This is a genomic window from Methanogenium organophilum, from assembly GCF_026684035.1.
Taxonomy (GTDB): Archaea; Halobacteriota; Methanomicrobia; order Methanomicrobiales; family Methanomicrobiaceae; genus Methanogenium; species Methanogenium organophilum.
The window spans coordinates 1,492,172-1,512,018 of sequence record NZ_CP113361.1 but is presented as its reverse complement, the minus strand read 5'-3'; the positions used below and the strand labels follow the sequence as shown (position 1 = coordinate 1,512,018).

The following is a 19,847-nucleotide window of genomic DNA, read 5'->3' as shown; positions in this document are numbered from 1 at the left end:
ATCACTTCATCCCAATTGATTTGTGCAGCTGCAGCTGAAAGCGTGCTGCAATTCCCTCATCCAGAATAAAATCTGCAATCTCCCGGTAATTACCCCCCCATACCGGCGAAATAAATACCGTGCCCGCAATATCATGGGACTCAATTACTCCCTGTGCATACAGGCAGTCGGTGCGGTCCATGACAACAAACTTCACGGCATCCTCCTCCCGGATGTCAGCGAGTAATGTTGGGTCTGACACCTCTCCTGATGACGGACACTTGATGTCCATGCTTATGGTGGCATATTCCTGCACTTCCGTAAAACTGAGTGTCCCGTTTGTCTCTATTTCTATGCGATACCCGGCATCCCGGAGTGCCACCAGCAGTTCTTTTAATTCCTCTTCCTGGAGCAGGGGTTCCCCGCCGGTTATAATGACATAGCGGGGCATCCCTGTAGAAACTGCTGAGACAATCTCCCGTATCGTCATATCTGTTCCCTCCCCGTGTGACTCCGGGGTATCACACCAGACACAGTTAAGATTACAACCGGCACACCGGATAAAGGTAGCCGGAAGACCCTGTCTGAGGCCCTCACCGGATATGGAAGAGAAAATCTCGATTATTTTCATATAACATCAAAGGTAAGCTGGGCATAGCAGGATGTAGATTCCCATACACGAATCTTTGTGACCGAGGCAGGTATTCCATCAGCGGTGCAGGATTCATCGATCATACCTGCAATGATACGGGCAAGGTTCTCCGACGTCGGGTCACCCTCGGTTGTGATAACTTCCTGAAATGTGGAGAGACACTCAACCATCGGATCTTTGAGATTGAGGATGACCTGATGATCAAACCGATTCACCACCTGTTTGATACAGTTGTAATCCACAAGGATCTGCGACTCAGGTTCAACATCCCCCGTTATCCATACCTCAACACGCCACTGGTGCCCATGCAGGCGGTAGCACTTGCCGGTATAATTAAGAAGGCGGTGACTTGCCTCAAAATAGGTTTCTTTGTATATTGTCATACTCATAACTATGAAACATAATGGGGGAGGATACTATTTTATGGCTGTCTTAGAGGGACTCCCCACATGGCAGAGTGTCCAACACCAGAATGCGCCCGCACCATATGGCGCGCATCACGGGGGTCAAAATGATATGCCTACGCACGACAGTATTTATTACTCACCCTGTGTAAATATATAGGCAGAAATCTGGTATGTCAGGTGACAGCGGCGGAGACGGATAGGGAATCAATCAAATACACACGTGAATCAACAATTCGGTGGAATTTTGCCATTGATTTATCCTATTCGTCTCAGTCACAATAGAATATCAATTTCGAAACCGGGCATGAATCCTCAGGTGAGCCTGTCGTTCATGCTGAAATGCGAGGAAACCTAATGGGAAATGGAAAATTTGCAGCGCGGAAATGTAAGCGCACTGCCAAGGAGAACAGGTGGCGCGACACTAACTATGCACGCCGCCAGCTCGGTCTCGACATTAAGTCAGACCCTCTTGAAGGTGCACCCCAGGGCAGGGGCATCGTTCTTGAGAAGGTCGGAGTGGAAGCAAAACAGCCAAACTCAGCTATCCGGAAATGTGTCCGTGTTCAGCTGATCAAAAACGGTCGTCAGGTTACTGCATTTGCAGTCGGCGATGGTGCCATCAACTTCATCGATGAACACGATGAAGTCACCATTGAGGGCATTGGTGGACGTCTCGGCCGTTCAAAGGGAGATATCCCCGGTGTCCGCTACCAGGTCATTGAAGTAAACAATGTCTGTCTCCGTGAAATGGTCATTGGCAAGAAGGAGAAGCCACGCAGGTGATCATGATGGCAGAGGAAGAAATTCAGGCAGATGTCGCTGTCGAAGAACCGGTCGTTGACACACCGGCTGAAGAGAAACCGGTCATTCCCGGACACCTCCTCTTCAACAAGTGGGACCTCTCAGAAGTCCAGATCAACGACCCCGGCCTGGTCCGCTATATCAGCACCCAGTCCATGATTGTACCGCACTCCTGCGGAAAGCTTGCAGGCACCCAGTTTGCAAAGAGCCACATGCTCATTGTCGAACGCCTGATTAACAAGCTCATGCAGACAGAGAACAACACCGGCAAGAAGGAACTCACCACCCGCATTGTTAAGGATGCATTTGACATCATCAACCAGAAGACAAAGAAGAACCCTGTGGAAGTTCTCATTGATGCCATTGCAAATGCCGGTCCCCGTGAAGAGACCGTCCGTCTGAAGTACGGTGGTATCAACGTCCCGAAGTCGGTCGATACCGCTCCCCAGCGCCGTGTTGACACCGCACTGATGTTCATTGCACGTGGTGTGCGCCAGGCATCTCATAAGAAGAAGAAGCCGGTCGCAAATGTCCTTGCAGACGAACTCATTGCAGCAGCAGGTGGCGATGTCCGATGCTTCTCTGTCGGAAAGAAAGAAGAACGCGAACGTGTGGCAAAGTCTGCACGCTAAAACCCAATACTATTTTAGAGAATCATTATGACGCGAAGGCGAAAAATGGTCGAGCGGGTCACAACACTGATGAGCCAGCCGGAGCATATCCGCAACATCGGTATTGTCGCACACATTGACCACGGTAAAACAACTCTCTCCGACAATCTCCTTGCCGGGGCAGGAATGATCAGCGAAGAGATTGCCGGAAAAGCATGCTGGATGGACTCCGATGAGGAGGAGCAGGCACGCGGTATCACCATCGATTCCTCAAACGTCTCGATGGTCCACGAGTATGGTGGAGAGGAATTCCTCATCAACATGATTGATACCCCAGGCCACGTTGACTTCGGCGGTGACGTCACCCGTGCAATGCGTGCGGTTGACGGCGCCGTAGTGCTTGTGGACGCTGTTGAGGGCACGATGCCCCAGACAGAGACTGTCCTGCGCCAGGCCCTGAAAGAAGGTGTCAGACCTGTTCTCTTTGTCAACAAAGTAGACCGCCTTATAAACGAATTGCAGGTTGACGAAATGGAGATGCAGATCCGTCTCGGAAAAGTCATCGACAAAGTCAACAAGCTCATCAAGGGCATGAACGAAGAGGCCTACAAGAATGGCTGGAAACTCGATGCAGCAGAGGGTACTGTCGCATTTGGTTCCGCTCTCTACAACTGGGCAATCTCCATCCCGTACATGAAGAAAAGCGGTGTCTCATTCAAAGACGTATACGACTGCTGTAAGGCAGGAGATATGAAGACACTCGCGAAGTCAAGCCCACTGTGTCAGGTCGTTCTTGATATGGTGGTAAACCATCTGCCTGACCCACTCGATGCCCAGAAGCGTCGTGTGCCGATCATCTGGCAGCACGGAGACCAGTCAACCACAGAAGGTCAGTCAATGCTCAACTGTGACCCTGAGGGTCCTGCCTGCCTGATGGTAACAGACATCTCCTTTGACCCGCACGCAGGTGAAGTCGCAACCGGACGTCTCTTCTCCGGCACCCTGAGACGCGGATCCGAGTTGTATGTCATGGGTACCGCAAAGCGTGTCAACCGCCTCACCCAGGTAGGTATCTTCATGGGTGCAGAGCGAATTGAGGTCGAATCACTCAATGCCGGAAATATCGCCGCTGTCACCGGCCTCAAAGACGCAATTGTCGGTTCCACCGTCTCAACCATGATGGAGATGCAGACCTTTGAGGATCTCAAGCACTACTCAGAGCCTGTCATGACCGTTGCTGTTGAAGCAAAGAACATGAAGGACCTCCCAAAGCTTGTGACCGTGCTTCGCCAGGTCGGAAAGGAAGACCCGACCGTTCTCGTGAACATCAACGAGGAGACCGGAGAACACCTGATTTCCGGTATGGGAGAACTGCACCTTGAGATCATCACCCACCGTATCCACCGTGACAAGGGTGTTGAGATTGTGACAACCCCGCCAATTGTGGTATACCGTGAGACGATCACCAGCACCGCAGGTCCTGTCGAAGGAAAGTCACCAAACCGCCACAACCGGTTCTATCTTGAATTTGAACCTCTGCCCGACGATGTCGTACAGAAGATCAAAGACGGAGATATCTCCATGAATCTCCCGGCACTGGAACGCCGTGACGCACTGCTTGAGGCAGGCTTTGACAAGGACGAGGCAAAGAGCCTTGTCGCAATTGAAGCAACCAACATGTTCTTCGACATGACCAAGGGTATCCAGTACCTGAACGAGACCATGGAACTCGTCCTCGAAGGATGGCGCGAAGCTCTTGCAGGCGGCCCTCTTGCAGATGAGCAGGTCCAGAACGTGAAGATCCGCCTTGTGGATGTCAAGCTCCACGAGGACGCCATCCACCGTGGCCCGGCACAGGTCATCCCTGCTGTTCGTGGTGCAGTGAAAGGCGGTCTTCTGATGGCCGGCGATTCACTCCTCGAGCCCATGCAGATCATCCAGATCACCGTCCCACAGGACCACATGGGCGCAGCAACCGCACAGATCCAGGGACGTCGTGGTCAGGTCTTTGACATGAAGTCCGAGGGTGACACGATCACTGTTGTCGGAAAGGCACCGGTCGCCGAACTCTTCGGGTTCGCAGGCGACGTACGATCCGCAACAGAAGGACGTGCTATGTGGTCTACAGAATTCGCCGGATTCGAGACTGTGCCCGCTGGCATGCTCAAGGAAGTAGTAAAGGAGATCAGGAAGCGCAAAGGCCTTAAAGAGCAGATTCCTGAACCTGCAGACTACCTCGCATAATCTTTTTTTCTGATAGTACCCCGTAACATCGGAATGGATCTGTTTCCATCGGCGAGGATCGTATTGATTTTGATATCTCCCGCCAAGAATGTATAGAGAGATATCTATGAACTATCAGTTTGCACGCAGGCTTGACGCTGCACCGGAGTCATTCCTTGACCGGCTCTTTGCGGTATCACGGGACCCGGAAATCATCTCCTTTGCAGGAGGCCTCCCGATGACCTCCCTCATAGATGTGGCAGGCATCCGCGATGCCGCAGCGGCCGTCTTTGCAGATGAAGGGGAGGCGGCCCTCCAGTATACGACCACCGACGGCTACCTCCCCCTGCGGGAATATATCGCCGGACGTTACCGTTCACGCCTGGGGCTTCCCGCCACCGCAGGTGAGATACGTATCACAAACGGCTCCCAGCAGTGTCTGGATCTGATTGCAAAGATATTTGTTGACCCCTCCACCGTGGTCGGGATGGAACAACCCGGCTATCTTGGGGCAATTGAGGCCTTTAGTTACTACCAGCCCCGCATAAAGACAGTGCAGGTCACCGAAGAGAGTCCTGATATGAAGGCTTTTTCCACCCTCTGCAGGGAAGAAAAACCCGTTTTCTTCTATGGCATACCAAACTTCCAGAACCCGTCCGGGACCGCATACAGCGATGCCGCCCGGAGAACATGCGCGGAAATATGCCAGGAAACAGAGACCATCTTCTACGAAGACGATGCCTTCGGTGAACTTGCGTTTGACGGGCGCCCCCGGATGCCGGTAAAGAAGTACGCCCCGGAATGTGGGGTGATGAGCGGATCATTTTCCAAGACTGTCTCACCGGGGATGCGTATCGGCTGGGTCTATGCGCCGGGCCCCGTCATTGAAAGATTCGATGCCGTCCGACAGGCAGCGGACCTCCACCCGAATGCACTTTCACAGGCAGTAATGCATCGCTACCTCACCACCCATGACTATGATGGCCATCTCAGACAGGTGCGGCGGGTCTATGAAACAAACTGCCGGCAGATGTGCGATCTCTTAGATGACCTCCTGACGGACATCACCCACACAACACCGGAGGGCGGTATGTTCATGCTTGCCACCATGCCGGAAGGAAAGGACTCGATGGCCCTTTTCCATGCCTGTCTTGCTGAGAAGGTGGCAGTGCTCCCGGGTGTGCCGTTTTATGCGGAAGGCGGCGGTCACACTACATTCCGCCTGAATTTCTCCACTGCTACGGAAGAAGAAATCAGAGTGGGAATGACCCGTCTGGCACGTGCATACCGTAACAGCAACAGATAAAACCCTGCATTAATTTTTACAACAGGAGTTATCATACAAAGAATATTTCATCTACTCTGCCTCATATTTTTATAGGAACATGGCCACGTGCTACAGTATTCAGGAATTGATGCGAATGATCGCCACTGCTGCGGGTTCAATCGCAGACACAGTGTCTGACAGGGAAGGACAGCGGTTTATGCAGGCACTTCTGACCTCCGACCGAATCTATGTTGCGGGAGCCGGACGCTCAGGACTTATTGCCAAGGCATTTGCCATGCGGCTGATGCATCTTGGGATGGAGAGCTATGTGGTTGGTGAGACAATAACTCCTGCAATGGAGAAGGGTGACCTGCTTGTAACCTTCTCCGGGTCGGGCGAGACCCATTCCATCACTGACATCTGTAAAACCGCCAAGGCAGTTGGCGGCACTCTGGCCCTTGTCACATCACGCGGGGAGTCGTCCATGGCAAAGACAGCAGACCTGACCGTGGTTCTTGACAGCCGACAGTATGATGACAAAGGACTCTCCTCTGACTTCGCCATCCGGCAGATAACCGGCGAACACCGGTCCGGTGCAGCATACAACCCAAAGGCTCCCACAGGTTCACTCTTCGAGACTGCGGCGATGATCTTCTCAGATGCTGTCATACTGGAACTTATGGATCTGCGTCACACCGCGAAGAATGAGGTTGAGGAAAACTACTCAAATATCCAGTAATATCCATTTTTTCACAGCAACGCACGATAAATCTGAGGGGAAAAAATACGGGACACCTCGTTGCCAAAGATCTCTTCTTCCCAGTGACGGATCTGCCGGCAGAGGTCTGTATCTGCAAAGTACACCGCCTGATAATGTCGCCTCAGAAGGCGTTCCAGATCACGGCCTTTGATCTGCTCACCATCGCGCAGCGAATAGCGCATGTTGATATCGCGCAGAAGGACACAGATCAGGTCATGACCGCGGCAGATATGCCACGGATACTCAAAGTAATACCCTCCGGAATTACGTACCAGACCCTCAAAAATGTCTATGAATTCTTCTCCCCGGTCTGCATTTTTCTCAAGAATCACCTGTTTCATCGCTTCAATATCACATTCAAGCGTTTCAGCATTGACAAACCGGGAAAAGGTATCGCGTTTCTTGCAGTTGATATGCTTAAACGTGATATTGAGACCGGCCTCGTTATTCACAAAGACCGCAAGTCCCAGATAGCGGGCTGCCCGTGTCAGTGCCGCCCGGAGGTCTCCCTGGCGCAGTGATCCATAGGCCTTTTGGGCAAAGGTCTGCGGCAATGCGACTGTCTCAATGTGTTCAATAACGTTCTCAAGCGCACCGGATGCAACGAGCATCGTTTCCAGATCATGGGTGTCCGTCCGAAAGATGTTCTCTCTCACCTCCGATGAACGGTCGAAGAGAGAATAATCGCTGTCTATGATACCAATGATACGTCGTTCTCCCCCGCCTCCATCATCTCCCGTTTCGTCTGCAACGGGCTGTGTATCACCCATACAGACCCCTTTTACAACCTCGCAGACATTCTCCTTTGAGTTTGCAATCCGCAGAATACAGGCATCACTGTTAAAGCACCGGTCATACACCTCCAGATCATAGGGCCCTTCGGTTATCACAAATACCTTCCCTCCCATTCCGGGATACGTCATCTCCATCGTCTCAATCGAGCCCCGGATCTCTTCGGGGTCAGCCCAGATATCTTCAAGACGATAACCGGCGAACCGGCGGTTTTTACCCTTCATCCGGATAGTTCCCTGATAGGTCTACGGTATTGTCCCAGTGCGTATGAATCAGCTGCGGCGAATGAGTGGCAAGGATGAAATCCGAACCAGTGATGCCTATGATACCCAGGATGGTGTCCAGAAACTGCCGCTGCCATACCACATGCAGAGAGATCTCCGGTTCATCAATAAGCACCAGCGTGCCGGGGTCAGTCTTGAATATAAGGTCGTAATACATGACCAGCTGATTTTGTTCACCGGAAGAGAGCGCTTCCGGAGGGACCGGGTCGCGCCCCATGAACTTCAGGAGGAACCCACTCTCGATGTCAACCGTGAAGTCGATATTTAAAAAGAGCGTGTTGATGATCTCCTCTAACAGGTCAATCTTTTGTTTTAACCCTCCGAATATCTGGTATTTTTCGCGGGAATCTGCGATATACAAATATATTGCTGTTTTTATACCAGGATCATCCGGAATTCTTCCGGGCGTGATCATCACATCCCCGTCATCAAGCCGGGTATATGGCAGAAACCCGAGTGTCTCAAATGATTCCCGCTCTTTCTGTAGAGAGAGAAGATCGGTCTCAATCTCTGCTGCCGAAGGAATTAACTCGCCGTCCCCCAGTGCCTGCAGATATCGGGCGGGGTAGGTGGCATCAAGTTCCTGCGCAATTGAGGCATAATCTGCGAGAAGTGCCTGAATACGCCGTATGATATCATCCGTATACGCAAGAATGGTAAGTTCATATGCACCCTCGTGGTTGCGATCATAACTGGCCAGTAAATCACCACATATACCTTTCCTATGGTTTGGATCATGCCAGAGACGCTGAGCAGAGATATATTTCACCGGCACAGGGGGGATTATTCCTGCAAGTTCTGCAGATACCGTCTCGCTGTCGTAGTCACCATCCCTGAGCACAAAGTGCCGTCCTTTTCCGTCCACACCCTGTGTATAGGTGAACGATATGTCTATTCTCAACGGAAACTGTGAACGTTGTTGTTTTTCAACATGAAGGGTGTCATGGATATCAGGAATCGTGCAGTCATCCCGGATAAATTCAAGTTCGACTGACCCAAAGGGCAGAATCCTGAGTTCATCGACATTGCCCATGAAGATAGCACGGAGTATCCGAAGGATAGTCGTCTTCCCATACCCATTCGGCGCTGTGATTATCGAGAGAGAATCTTTTGGGAATAAAGAGATATCGTGGGTCAGTTCACCAAAGAGGCCTTCGACACGTATTCGTGAGAGATGAATAATATTGCTGCGTAAGGGTGTCCCCCGTGTGAGAGAATCGACAATATGGCCCAGCATCTCACCGCCTGACGGCGTATGTTCCAGAGGCACCTCTACCCAGCTGCCGGTAAATGTCTGCCTGACCGCATCGATATATCCACCATAATCCTCACGGTTACCAAGGAATATTACGGAATCATATCCCAGAAGACCATCATACTCGGCGTTTTCCCTGATGGTATCAAATTCAAGGCTGTATTCCCCAAATTCATCATTATGATAATTGCGAACTTCATCATCCGGCATGAGATAGCCAAAGTTCGGTGAGAGAATCGCCCAGTCCTTTGGATAGTGGGTACGGGCGTACTGTGCACACCGGCGGGCAAACCGACCGGTAAAGGCATCACGCGCCCGTACGGCATCAGGGGGATTTCTGCCGGGTACATCCCAGACTTTCTCCTTTCCTGCAGGTGTTACGAGGAGGGTCTTGAGTGACATAGGTACCCCGATATTTGACCTGAGGAGATATTATGCTGTGCCTGAGAGTGGAGAAAAACAGACCAAACTCAAAACCGTTTTTCCCATCAACCGGCACCACCTCCTTTCTCCCACGTGTTTTATTTTCACACCGCACCGCAATAGTTCAAATACCCCGTTATGAAAACACCTATACCAGCACCCGGGGAGAGGAAAACAGATATGCGCAGAACAGAGACCCGACGAATTATCCTCCATGTGGACATGGACAGTTTCTTTGCGTCCGTGGAAGTCCGGGAAAATCCTGCTCTCAAAGGTCTGCCGGTCGTCGTCGGTGCCGACCCAAAAGGGGGGACGGGGCGTGGCGTGGTCTGCACCTGTTCATATGAAGCGCGTCGCTACGGCATCCGGAGTGCGATGCCCATCAGTGAGGCATACGTCCGGTGCCCGGAGGCGGTCTACCTGCCGGTCAGCCATGACCTCTACCGGGAAGTCTCCGGGGACATCATGGATGCCATCAGACCTTTTGCGGATGCCTTTGCTCAGGTGAGTGTCGATGAGGCCTACTGTGACATCTCATCATGCGGCACATATGCCGCTGCCGAAGAGATCGGAACAGAGATCCGCCATCTTGTCAAAGAGCGACAGGGGATCACCTGTTCGGTTGGCATCGGCCCGAATAAGACCATCGCAAAGATTGCATCCGATTTCAACAAACCGGACGGGATGACCATCGTCCACCCGGATGATGCCGCAGCATTCCTTGCACCTCTTCCGGTGAGAAAGATCCCCGGTATAGGAAAAAAAGCGGAAGAACGACTTGCATCCCTGGGCATCGCCACAGCAGGAGAACTTGCAAAAGCAGACCCCCTCCGCCTCAAAGACGTTCTCGGGAAATGGGGGGGTGTCATGCATGCGAAAGCAAATGGTATCGACAATACTCCTGTCTCCGGCAGGGGAGAGCGCAAATCCATCGGGAAGGAATACACCTTTCCTGAGGATGTGACAGACAGGGAACTACTCTGCAGGAATCTTGCCATACTCTCTGCAGAGGTCTGCAGACGCCTTCGTAAGGAGGGAGGACGGTGCCGCACCGTCACGGTGAAAATCCGCTACCGGGGTTTTACCACCCGGACGAAGGCGTTCTCATTTGCTCATGCAACCAATTGCGAGGATGCCATTCTCCATACAGCAGAATCACTTCTTCTTCCGTTTCTCACCAAGACACCGGTCCGCCTAATCGGGGTGTCGGTCTCCGGACTTGAGCGCACGTGTTCCGGGCAGATGACACTGGATATGTTCTCCGGTGGTTCCAACCGGATCTGAATGCCAGGGACAATCCCACATATCAGTGGAAAATTACGACAATATCTCCATTCTAACGACAACGCCCCATTCAATCCAATTCCGGACAATAATTCATACAAATATGCCAGTATGAATATGGTATGTCCATCTTTGGGGGTTAGTACAATAACCGATGATAAAAATCCTAATATTGATGAAAAATTCAACTATACGTATGCAGCCTTCCCGGACAATGTTCGTTCTTCTCATCATCGGATGCCTTGCCTGCACCATACCAGCGGTATCCGCACTCTATACGTTTGAAGGAATTCCGCTCACCGTGACCGCACAGGGAGAAGTGGAAGGCGACATTCTGACCTTCGGCACCTACGGGCTCTCCGAACCACCCGTCGATGTGACCTTCACCCTCCCCGCGGACCCCACGTGGGCCCGGGTGTACACCGCCGTCTGGGGCGGAACGGAGCAGTACTCCGGGTGGACAGCGATCACGATAAACAATATCAAACAGACCAAATTCACCCTGTACGGCGAAGATGATATCCAGGAGAATGTCTATTCCTCCAGTCACGGCACCTATTTCATCGCCACCGACGCGAGCGATCTCCTCCATTCCGGGAAGAATACCGTCCGGGTGACGACCAGCAGGGGAGAAGAAGGGAATTCCCTCGACGGACGGGTATATGCCGTCATGGTGGTGGCCGCGGTTCCGACGGTGGACGGCCATGTCACGCAGTACTGGGTTGCCGAGGGGAATGAGAACCTGCACGGCGAAGGGTGGGCCGGAACGAACCCGACCCGGAAGGACAGTGCCTCCTGTTCGTTCACCGACGCCCGCACCGGCGGCGTAACGGAGGCATCCCTGACCACCCTGATGCTCGCATCCAACGAGGGGCAGCCGGACTATATCTCCTTCAACGGAGCAGACCTGGGCAGCCCGCTGTCATCCGGCGGTGACGGTCCGTCCCCGTATGACGTCAGCAACGAGATCTCCTTCGACGCGACCGGCGGCGACGGCACACCATCACGCTATGTAGACTGCGAGGTATTCGATGTCACAGGCGCATTCGGTACAACAAACACCGTGACCTTCGAGCGGGGACGGGACCTCACCGGAGACGGTGCCATGGATACCACCGGTGACGTAATCGAGGCGGAGGACTACATTCATCCGGTCTGTGCCATCCTCACGGCGGAGCGGGACGGTACGGCCGGGGGGCCGGTCTTTGTCGCAGAAGAGCCGGTTGCAGAGAATGCCTATGACGGGGAAGAGGCCATGGCACGGGTAACCGTCAGAAACTATGGGTTCTTCTCTGCAGACCCGGTGCAGGTCACCGTGCTCCTTGACGGTACGCCCGTCGGAGAAGAAGAGATAGCAATCGGGCCGGACGGGATCGGCGAGGCATCGGTCTCCTGGACTGCGTCCTCCGGAACCTATGCCCTCTCGGCCACCGTGGAGGGAGGCGGATCTGTTGTCACATCCCCGGTGAAGACGCTCACCATCGGCACCCTCCCCGACCTCTCGGTGCAGGCAGCACAACCGGTGCGGGCAGATGCTTCCGGGACGGCGCCGGAAGCGACCACGTCCCCCGCCCCTCTGCTGTCTGCCCTCCTGGGAATCGGATGTGCAGGGGCCGCCCTTCTCAGGGGCAGGACCAAAAACACGATTGCCGTCGTCCTCTGTATTGCCTGTCTCCTCATGATCCCTGCAGGAGAGATTCTTGCCACCCCTGCATCTGCCGCTGCATTTGCCGAATACACCCTGCCGGTGACCGTCACCAACGGCGGGGGGAGCGATGTCCAGGAGTGCATGATAACCGTATACCTGGACGGGGAGAAGGCGGCAGTGCGCCTGCTGGATGAAGGCGTTCCTGCACACGGAAGCCGCACCACCTGGATTCCGCTCTTCACCACACCGGGCACCCACCAGGTGACTGTCATGGTCAACGAAGACCAGACTATTAAAGAGTCTTCCTATACAAACAACCGCAAGGAGGATTCGTTTGCCTTCCCATAGGCGGAACCTGACAATAATGATTCTCATGGCCGTGCTCCTCACTGCACCGGCCACGGCTACCTATGCGGGTGACCGCCCGCTGGAGAATGTCTTTCATGAGGACATAACCGGCGGCTACATCTATACTACCGGAAACAGCACGTACAGCGGCACACTCGCCCCGGGAGAGAGATGGCCAGCGGAGATGGACGTCACCCTCCCCAAAGACGCCGCCCCGGTATATACCCGGCTCTTCCTGTACTGGGCATGGAGCAAAGACGGGCAGGTTGCCACGTACCCGAACCTTACTCCCGCACTGACGGGAGCGGACATCCTGGGCGATTCTCTCACCCGCTACACCGATACCAAGGGATTTGTCAGCAGAAACGACTTCTTCTCCGGCATGGACGCATACACCGTCACCGGCCTCACAGGAGGGGATAATCCCCTGACACTCACCGTCACGAACACCCACCCGGCGAATGCCACCGTGGTGCTGCAGGGGGCGGGCATCCTCTGCGTCTATGAGGCGGGGAGCGGTACGAGCGGTACAATATGGGTGAACGAAGGGTGCGATATGCTCTATAGCAGCTATGGCGTTACGCCGGAGATGGCCACCGCCACCATCATCTTCCCCGGTGAGGTGGAGAAGGGGACGACGGCATCCGCCACCCTGCATCTCGTCGCACCGTCAGCGGGGTACACCAGCGCCAACACCCCGGACAAAAATGCCATCATGGTGAACCGCCCGGCGAAAAGCACCATGCCCGAATTCTTTGATAGAATTCTCTCCATGCTCTTCCCCGGATATAACGGATGGGAGTGGTCGGACGGATTCTCCTCCGACGAGGTACACCAGGTAGGAGAAGATGTCCGGGATATCACCCCGTACCTGCAGGCGGAAGACAACACCGTCGCCGTACTGGACAACGGAGATTACCTGCTGCTCACGAACGGCATTCTATGGATTGAAAGGACGGCAGACTGATGGGAGAAACGATACTGGAAACAATCCGGCTTGTCCGGACCTATGGAGGCGGGGTGCAGGCACTGAATGGCGTCTCCATCCGGGTACCGAAAGGCGAATGCACCGCCATCGTCGGAAAGAGCGGGAGCGGTAAAAGTACACTTATGAATATTATCGGCTGCCTTGACGCCCCGACATCCGGGGAAGTTCGCATCCGCGGCATCCCGGTGGATTACACGGATACCGCCCGGCTCATCGACCTGCGGCGCAACGAAATCGGGTTCGTATTCCAGCAGTTCAACCTCATTCCCCACCTGAGCGCACAGGAGAATGTCGAGTATCCTCTGCTCTTCTCCTACCGCCCGGAGAAGGAGCGGCAGGAAAGTGCTGCTGCACTCCTTGCCCGTGTCGGGCTTGAGCACCGGGGCAGCCACTATCCCGGCGAACTCTCGGGAGGAGAGCAGCAACGGGTTGCCATCGCCCGGTCACTCATCAACGGGCCCGCGGTGGTCCTTGCAGACGAACCCACCGGCAACCTCGACTCACGTACGAGCGACGACATCCTCGATCTAATCTACGAGATCAACCGGACGGAGGGAACAACCTTTCTGATCGTCACGCATGACGCGGATCTTGGGAAGCGGGCCGACCGGATGATCACCATTCACGACGGCAGGGTGGTGGACTGATGGGGCAGGGCATCGATTTCGCCCGCATCTCCGGCCGTCAGATCCTCCGGAGACGCACCCGCCTCATCCTCACGATCCTCGGCATCGCCGTGGGTGTCGCGGCCGTCGTGGCCATCGTCTCCCTGGGGGAGGGAATCCGTGCGCATTCCATCGAAATGATCAGCGAACAGTCGGATCTTACTCTCATTACCGTAACGGGTGACGTGCGCGACGGAGCGATCATCCCGCTAACGGCCGCAAAGGCGTCCGCCCTCAGGAACATTGCGCATGTGAACGGGACGGCACCGGTGATAACAGCGGACCTTGCAACGCCCCATCAGACTTATGTGGGGGCCGCGGGGATTGCGTGGGAGGATTTTTCCGCGGTGTTCGGGCCGGAATTCAGCAAAGGCACGGGCTACGATGAGACGACCGACAGCGCAATCCTGGGAAGCGAAATTGCAGAATCATTGCGGAAATACGAAGGTATCCGGGTCGGCGACGACCTTACCATCCGCATCCGGGAGTATGACGCATCCGGGGCACCGGTCGACACCGAGGTGGTCTTTCCTGTTGCAGGCACCCTCCGTCCCCGTGGCGATATGTTCGACACCCTGCTCGTAACGGACACCGCACGTGTGGAGGAATGGCGGGAGGGATACGGGGCATATGATGTCATCTACCTGCGCGTGGATACCCCAGGGCATGTGTTTGCCGTTGCTGAAGATGTCCGCGGATTGGGACTGGAGGCACAGGGACCATTTGAAGAAATTGAGGCGGTCAACCGGCTGATGGACGCGGTCATCATCATCCTCTCGTTTTTCACCGGGATCTCGCTGATCATCGGCGCGATGATGATCATCAACACGATGATGGTGACGGTCTATGAACGTACGCGCGAGATCGGGATTACGATGGCACTGGGGGCGTCGCAGCGGCATGTGCTCACCCTTATTCTCCTCGAATGCCTCTACATCGGCATCCTCGGCGGCATTGCGGGAGATATCCTGGGCATTCTCCTCTCTGTGGGGATCAATACCCTCGGTAAATCCTTCATTATTTCGCAGCTGGGCACCGGATTTTCCGGATTCGCCGATGCCGACATCACGCTCGTCACGCCGGCCCTGCTTGCGGGAGGACTTGTCATTGCCGTAACGCTCTCCCTCCTGGCGGGCATCTATCCGGCACTGAAGGCAGCCCGCCTCAATCCGGTGGACGCCATCCGCCGGGGATTATGATACACCAAACCAAAATCAATCACACACAATAATAGAAATACACTTTTTTGTATTACGCCAACAGTATGATACTCAGAATACCGGTGACGCCATGAATCAGTACCACGTATCCGCAACAAACCAGATTCCAGGTATCCCGGGAGTCATGTTATTCCTGGGCCTTCTTCTCATGGTTTCCATAGCAACCCCCGTTTCGGCAGACAACTACGTCGGAGGTATCCCCCTCGATACCGTGGATGAGGGAACGGTATCGGGAGGCGTCTGGATCGATTCGTACTACGGGATGAGCAATACCGCGCCGGTGACGGTGGAAAAGCGGTATTCTCTCCCCGAATACTCTGCTATCCGCTGGGCACGCCTGTATGTCACCGTTTACTGCGGCAATATGGAAAATAACTATGCAGGGGCGGCAACGATCGAATTCGACGGGGGAACCGGATATTCACAGATCGGCACGGAATCCCTCAATGTCCCCTACACCTTTCCCGGGACGGGCGGGACAGGGCCTGTGGCAGTGAACGCCCACTGTGACCGGGTGACGAGCGACTACCTGATGTGGTATGATGTAACCTACCAGATCACGGGAGAAGAAGTGGGGGCACGGGTCAGTACAGCATATACCGATGCGCAGTTCGACGGTCGTATCAAGATCATTACGCTCGTGGTGGCATACGATGACGGGGACGGTGATTCGGTGCGATACTGGATCATGGACGGACAGGACACCGATTCCTATCACTCGGAGGAAGAACTGGGGGAGGATTATGTTATCCATGCCACCTTCCCCACGGGAGTTCTTCATCCGGAAGAGGAATGGGCCGAAGCCCGGCTGCAGAATGTCCATCTCGCGAGTGAAGATGCCACGTACACCCTGAATGAGGACGAACCGACGGACCTCATCACCTCCACCAAAGGTAGTTACTGCGGCTACAATAAATGGGATGTCTCCGGCATCATCACGCCATGGGAGGACGCCACGCTCTCCTGCGACCGCACCGACAGCTTCTATAAGATCTTCCTCGCCGCCCTCTCTGTCCGGTATCCGGAACAGGAGACCGGCACTCTCACCGTGACCTCCTCTCCGCCGGGTGCGACGATCCTCATCGACGGGGAAGAGACGGAATACACCACCAACACAACCATCCCGGGTATGTCGGTGGGGTCATATGCCGTAAGCGTGGCGTATCCGTCCTATGAGGAGGCAGACGAACAGTGGATCGACATCACTGCTGACGCGGAGACAACGGCCCATTTCAATCTCAGGCCGCTGACCGGCAGTCTTTCCGTCACCTCCGAACCCTTAGGGGCGCAGGTCTTCATCGACGGAGAAGACTCGGGACAGACGACGGAGGCCTTCCTCGAGGACGTGATCATCGGGGACCATACCGTCTCCGTGCGCCTCAACGGGTATGCTGAGGCACGGGAGACGGTCACGGTCAGTGAAGGGGAGAACACGGATGTCTCCTTTACCCTCACTCCGGAGAGCGGAACGGGAGGGACGGGAAACAATTACGATGACGAAGATACGGAGGCCACCGGGTATACAGGAAAAGAACTCACCACACGCACCCCCATCACATTCAGGGGAGAAGTTGTCACCATCCCCTTCGGCACCTACACCGGTCTCATCGAACGCGACACCACCTCCCGGTTCACCTGGGAGCTCCCCCGCATGCCGTCCGAAGAACCGGTACTGGCACGCCTCTTCCTCTACACCACCTGGGGACATCACGCCGATGAGAAGTCGGGGACAGAAGTGGATCTCATATCTTCGCTGGACAATACCAAAATCACGCCGGATGTCATATATACGGACAGAAAGGGAGAAGGCGTATACGACTATATCCTCTCGACCCGCTGCTTCAACGTCACGGATGCGGTCCGGAAGAAGGGCGCCGGGGACTATCAACTCTCGGTCAAAAACACCGGCAATCCGGGGGAGGTCTGCGCCCTTTACGGTGGGGTCATCGTTCTCTTTTATGAAAATGTGTCCGCCCCCTTACGTACTGCCTGGCTTGCCGAAGGGTGCGATGCAATCATCGCTGATGAAGGGGCAGAGATTACCCCGGATGCGGCAACGACGGCAATCTCCTTCCCTGGTGAGATCGATACGGACGGCATCACTGCCGCAGACCTGACCGTCATCAGCACGGCAGCCACCGGAAAGGGCGATGACGCAAACCGGGTCTTCTTCAATGACTGGGAGTACTACAATGTCCTGACCGGCGGATCATCGGGCATCAGCCTGTGGACGGAGTCCGTGACGCCCTTCCTCCGCACCACGGCCAACGGAGCGCAGGTACAGAGTGCACTGATGGGTACAACCGGAGACTACCTGGAAAACCGCAATGCCCTCCTCGTACTCACCCATGCCGCCACGGCATCCAATGTCTCGGTAGTCACGTCTCCGGAGACCGGCACATCGGAGAAATCCGGCAGCACGGCTTCAGCAGATAAAGAGACCTTCACGCTCCCCGCCGCAGGCGACCTTCTCCACGCGGCCGAACTCAGGTCGGGAGACGGACAATGCACGCTCTATATCCGGGAAGGGACACGTCTCGTCGATGCCGACGGGGCGACCATCAGTATGGTTACGATTCAGCAGAGAAGCAGCCTCCCCGGCGGAAACCCGGTATGGACCTATTCCCTCACACCGGCAGACGCAACGGCGGACATCCCCCTTATCCTCGAAGTAAAAGGCGAAATCTGCACCTCCGGCGGCACCGTCATGCTGAAACGGTACGATACGGATTCCGGCGAATGGAATGATGCCGGAAGTACGTCCGTTGAAGACGGGGTTGCAACACTATCAACCGACCGTCTCGGCACCTATACGGCGGTCTGCATTACAAAAGAGCCGTCCGCCGGGGACAAAACGTGGGGAGGAATCCTCTCCGGTCTCTCAGACATTCTCTTCGCGATTCTTCGTTTCACCGGCATTTCGGGAGTTCTGAATATCTCTGAGTCACCCGGTGATCCGGAAGAAGCGGCCCATATCCCATCCGTAGCATCCGGTTCGCCGAAGTCACCATCCACTGAAATCCAAATAGCTGAAGAGACCTTCATCGACTATCGAAACGGAACCTACGACCTTACGATCCTCTCCAATCCTCCGGGGTCACTCGTGATGCTGGATGGCATCTATACCGGAAAGACAACGCCCTGCATTCTTGTGGACACACGAGGAGGAATGCATTCTGTCTCGGTCTCTCGAACGGGGTTTCTGGAGTCTGAAGAGACACTTGCCGTCTCCGATAACAGTGAAGTTCGATTTGATCTCACCCCGGAATCCGCCAAACTGAATACCCTCAAATTCGAAGGGTTTGTACCGTACGGATACGAAGACGGTATCGGAGGGGTGTATGTGACATCGCATCCGGATGGTGCAGATATCTATCTGGACGGGCGAAACACCGGTCTTACAACCCCGGAGGTCATCATGGGACTCAAGGAGGGGCGGCATACCATCAAGGTCCGGAATGATTTGGCGGAGTATCCGTGCGACATCAAGAAAGTCTGGATCTATCCTGGCGCAATCACCGGGGTCACGTTTGACCATGCCTACATCACAACACACACGATCACGCTCTCATCGGATCTCTATCAGGACGAGGATTTCACCATTAACGGCAGGTATCCCCAGTATACCTTTCCGGCAGAGGTGGAAGTGAGCGGTGTGCTTCCATATATCACCATTCGGCATAACGGATCATACATCACACAGGATGGCAATATCTGGCGGGATGGGGATTCGATATGCATCAGCTCTGAGGACATGAGATTCGGCACCGCACGGATCACTTCCGAACCTCTCGGTGCTGAGATATTCGTGGACGGATTCCCTACCGGCATGCACACCCCCTATACGATTGCAAACCTTTCAGAAGGAAGGCATACCATCTCGGTCTCACTCCCCGGCCACCTGCCTGACGAAGAAACGCTGCACCTTGTCCCCGACATCCATCCAGTAGATGCCGAAATTTCGTTCCTCCTTGAGCCATATCCATACGGTAGCCTTAGCATCTCAAGCGAACCGGAAGGGGCTAAGATCTATCTCTACAACAAGTATACCGGCAAGAAGACCCCGGCGGAATTCCGGTACATGGACATCGGCAGCATACCGGTGCGGCTGGTATCCGCCGAGGGAACGGCAACCGTGGAAAATGCGATCATCAATCCCTATGAGACCGCAAAATATCATGTGAATATCACCCCGTCTGAATAATCAGACGGGAAAAATCATTTATGATAATTGCAGACC

Annotated in this window: 15 protein-coding genes; 11 read left to right on the top strand and 4 right to left on the bottom strand. The window is 54.6% G+C overall.

Features of this window, described 5'->3' with window-relative positions; translation table 11 throughout:
* Window position 1: 1 nt before the first annotated feature.
* Window positions 2-610, bottom strand: a complete 609-nt coding sequence (locus OU421_RS07530) for a 7-carboxy-7-deazaguanine synthase QueE (protein WP_268185457.1) — start codon at window positions 608-610, stop codon at window positions 2-4.
* Entirely contained in the window at window positions 607-1,020 is a 414-nt protein-coding gene (locus tag OU421_RS07525; RefSeq protein WP_268185456.1) for a 6-pyruvoyl trahydropterin synthase family protein, read from the bottom strand. The genes OU421_RS07530 and OU421_RS07525 overlap by 4 nt, the downstream gene beginning before the upstream one ends.
* Before the next feature lie 372 nt (window positions 1,021-1,392).
* Here OU421_RS07525 and OU421_RS07520 point away from each other — a divergent pair, with 372 nt between their 5' ends.
* From OU421_RS07520 to hxlB, 5 genes are all read left to right on the top strand, one after another.
* Window positions 1,393-1,821: a 30S ribosomal protein S12 gene (locus OU421_RS07520; protein WP_268185455.1), complete on the top strand. Its 429-nt coding sequence runs from the start codon at window positions 1,393-1,395 to the stop codon at window positions 1,819-1,821.
* Window positions 1,822-1,823: 2 nt separating this feature from the next.
* Window positions 1,824-2,471 carry a 30S ribosomal protein S7 gene (locus OU421_RS07515; RefSeq protein ID WP_268187882.1) on the top strand — a complete coding sequence of 216 codons (648 nt, stop codon included), beginning with the start codon at window positions 1,824-1,826 and terminating at the stop codon, window positions 2,469-2,471.
* A 27-nt stretch (window positions 2,472-2,498) separates the two neighbouring features.
* The gene (locus OU421_RS07510; RefSeq protein WP_268185454.1) at window positions 2,499-4,694 is read left to right on the top strand and encodes an elongation factor EF-2; all 2,196 of its coding nucleotides are present in this window, start codon (window positions 2,499-2,501) and stop codon (window positions 4,692-4,694) included.
* Window positions 4,695-4,800: 106 nt separating this feature from the next.
* Complete coding sequence (locus tag OU421_RS07505; protein ID WP_268185453.1) at window positions 4,801-5,979, top strand: aminotransferase-like domain-containing protein; 1,179 nt, start codon at window positions 4,801-4,803, stop codon at window positions 5,977-5,979.
* 79 nt (window positions 5,980-6,058) lie between these two features.
* A complete protein-coding gene (hxlB, locus tag OU421_RS07500) occupies window positions 6,059-6,679 on the top strand; it encodes a 6-phospho-3-hexuloisomerase (protein WP_268185452.1) in 621 nt (206 codons plus the stop codon).
* A gap of 11 nt (window positions 6,680-6,690) precedes the next feature.
* On the opposite strand, the gene OU421_RS07495 is transcribed toward hxlB, so the two are convergent.
* Window positions 6,691-7,716 carry a DUF4435 domain-containing protein gene (locus OU421_RS07495; protein ID WP_268185451.1) on the bottom strand — a complete coding sequence of 342 codons (1,026 nt, stop codon included), beginning with the start codon at window positions 7,714-7,716 and terminating at the stop codon, window positions 6,691-6,693.
* Complete coding sequence (locus tag OU421_RS07490) at window positions 7,706-9,433, bottom strand: AAA family ATPase (protein ID WP_268185450.1); 1,728 nt, start codon at window positions 9,431-9,433, stop codon at window positions 7,706-7,708. Before OU421_RS07490 ends, OU421_RS07495 begins: the two co-directional genes overlap by 11 nt.
* 201 nt (window positions 9,434-9,634) lie before the next feature.
* Here OU421_RS07490 and dinB point away from each other — a divergent pair, with 201 nt between their 5' ends.
* The 6 genes from dinB to OU421_RS07460 all read left to right on the top strand — a co-directional run bounded on the left by dinB (window position 9,635) and on the right by OU421_RS07460 (window position 19,811).
* On the top strand, window positions 9,635-10,738 hold the full coding sequence (gene dinB, locus OU421_RS07485) for a DNA polymerase IV (RefSeq protein ID WP_268185449.1): 1,104 nt from the start codon (window positions 9,635-9,637) through the stop codon (window positions 10,736-10,738).
* Between the two features lie 196 nt (window positions 10,739-10,934).
* Window positions 10,935-12,734: a DUF3344 domain-containing protein gene (locus tag OU421_RS07480; protein ID WP_268185448.1), complete on the top strand. Its 1,800-nt coding sequence runs from the start codon at window positions 10,935-10,937 to the stop codon at window positions 12,732-12,734.
* A gap of 16 nt (window positions 12,735-12,750) precedes the next feature.
* Window positions 12,751-13,701 carry a DUF3344 domain-containing protein gene (locus tag OU421_RS07475; RefSeq protein ID WP_268185447.1) on the top strand — a complete coding sequence of 317 codons (951 nt, stop codon included), beginning with the start codon at window positions 12,751-12,753 and terminating at the stop codon, window positions 13,699-13,701.
* Complete coding sequence (locus OU421_RS07470; protein WP_268185446.1) at window positions 13,701-14,369, top strand: ABC transporter ATP-binding protein; 669 nt, start codon at window positions 13,701-13,703, stop codon at window positions 14,367-14,369. Before OU421_RS07475 ends, OU421_RS07470 begins: the two co-directional genes overlap by 1 nt.
* Window positions 14,369-15,586 carry an ABC transporter permease gene (locus OU421_RS07465; protein ID WP_268185445.1) on the top strand — a complete coding sequence of 406 codons (1,218 nt, stop codon included), beginning with the start codon at window positions 14,369-14,371 and terminating at the stop codon, window positions 15,584-15,586. The genes OU421_RS07470 and OU421_RS07465 overlap by 1 nt, the downstream gene beginning before the upstream one ends.
* A gap of 91 nt (window positions 15,587-15,677) precedes the next feature.
* The gene (locus OU421_RS07460) at window positions 15,678-19,811 is read left to right on the top strand and encodes a DUF3344 domain-containing protein (protein WP_268185444.1); all 4,134 of its coding nucleotides are present in this window, start codon (window positions 15,678-15,680) and stop codon (window positions 19,809-19,811) included.
* Window positions 19,812-19,847 lie beyond the last annotated feature (36 nt).

Bases quoted from the DNA above. Each gene is read 5' to 3' on its own strand.
- OU421_RS07530 (WP_268185457.1), bottom strand. From the start codon at position 610: ATGAAAATAATCGAGATTTTCTCTTCCATATCCGGTGAGGGCCTCAGA.
- OU421_RS07525 (WP_268185456.1), bottom strand. From the start codon at position 1,020: ATGAGTATGACAATATACAAAGAAACCTATTTTGAGGCAAGTCACCGC.
- OU421_RS07520 (WP_268185455.1), top strand. From the start codon at position 1,393: ATGGGAAATGGAAAATTTGCAGCGCGGAAATGTAAGCGCACTGCCAAG.
- OU421_RS07515 (WP_268187882.1), top strand. From the start codon at position 1,824: ATGATGGCAGAGGAAGAAATTCAGGCAGATGTCGCTGTCGAAGAACCG.
- OU421_RS07510 (WP_268185454.1), top strand. From the start codon at position 2,499: ATGACGCGAAGGCGAAAAATGGTCGAGCGGGTCACAACACTGATGAGC.
- OU421_RS07505 (WP_268185453.1), top strand. From the start codon at position 4,801: ATGAACTATCAGTTTGCACGCAGGCTTGACGCTGCACCGGAGTCATTC.
- hxlB (WP_268185452.1), top strand. From the start codon at position 6,059: ATGGCCACGTGCTACAGTATTCAGGAATTGATGCGAATGATCGCCACT.
- OU421_RS07495 (WP_268185451.1), bottom strand. From the start codon at position 7,716: ATGAAGGGTAAAAACCGCCGGTTCGCCGGTTATCGTCTTGAAGATATC.
- OU421_RS07490 (WP_268185450.1), bottom strand. From the start codon at position 9,433: ATGTCACTCAAGACCCTCCTCGTAACACCTGCAGGAAAGGAGAAAGTC.
- dinB (WP_268185449.1), top strand. From the start codon at position 9,635: ATGCGCAGAACAGAGACCCGACGAATTATCCTCCATGTGGACATGGAC.
- OU421_RS07480 (WP_268185448.1), top strand. From the start codon at position 10,935: ATGCAGCCTTCCCGGACAATGTTCGTTCTTCTCATCATCGGATGCCTT.
- OU421_RS07475 (WP_268185447.1), top strand. From the start codon at position 12,751: ATGATTCTCATGGCCGTGCTCCTCACTGCACCGGCCACGGCTACCTAT.
- OU421_RS07470 (WP_268185446.1), top strand. From the start codon at position 13,701: ATGGGAGAAACGATACTGGAAACAATCCGGCTTGTCCGGACCTATGGA.
- OU421_RS07465 (WP_268185445.1), top strand. From the start codon at position 14,369: ATGGGGCAGGGCATCGATTTCGCCCGCATCTCCGGCCGTCAGATCCTC.
- OU421_RS07460 (WP_268185444.1), top strand. From the start codon at position 15,678: ATGAATCAGTACCACGTATCCGCAACAAACCAGATTCCAGGTATCCCG.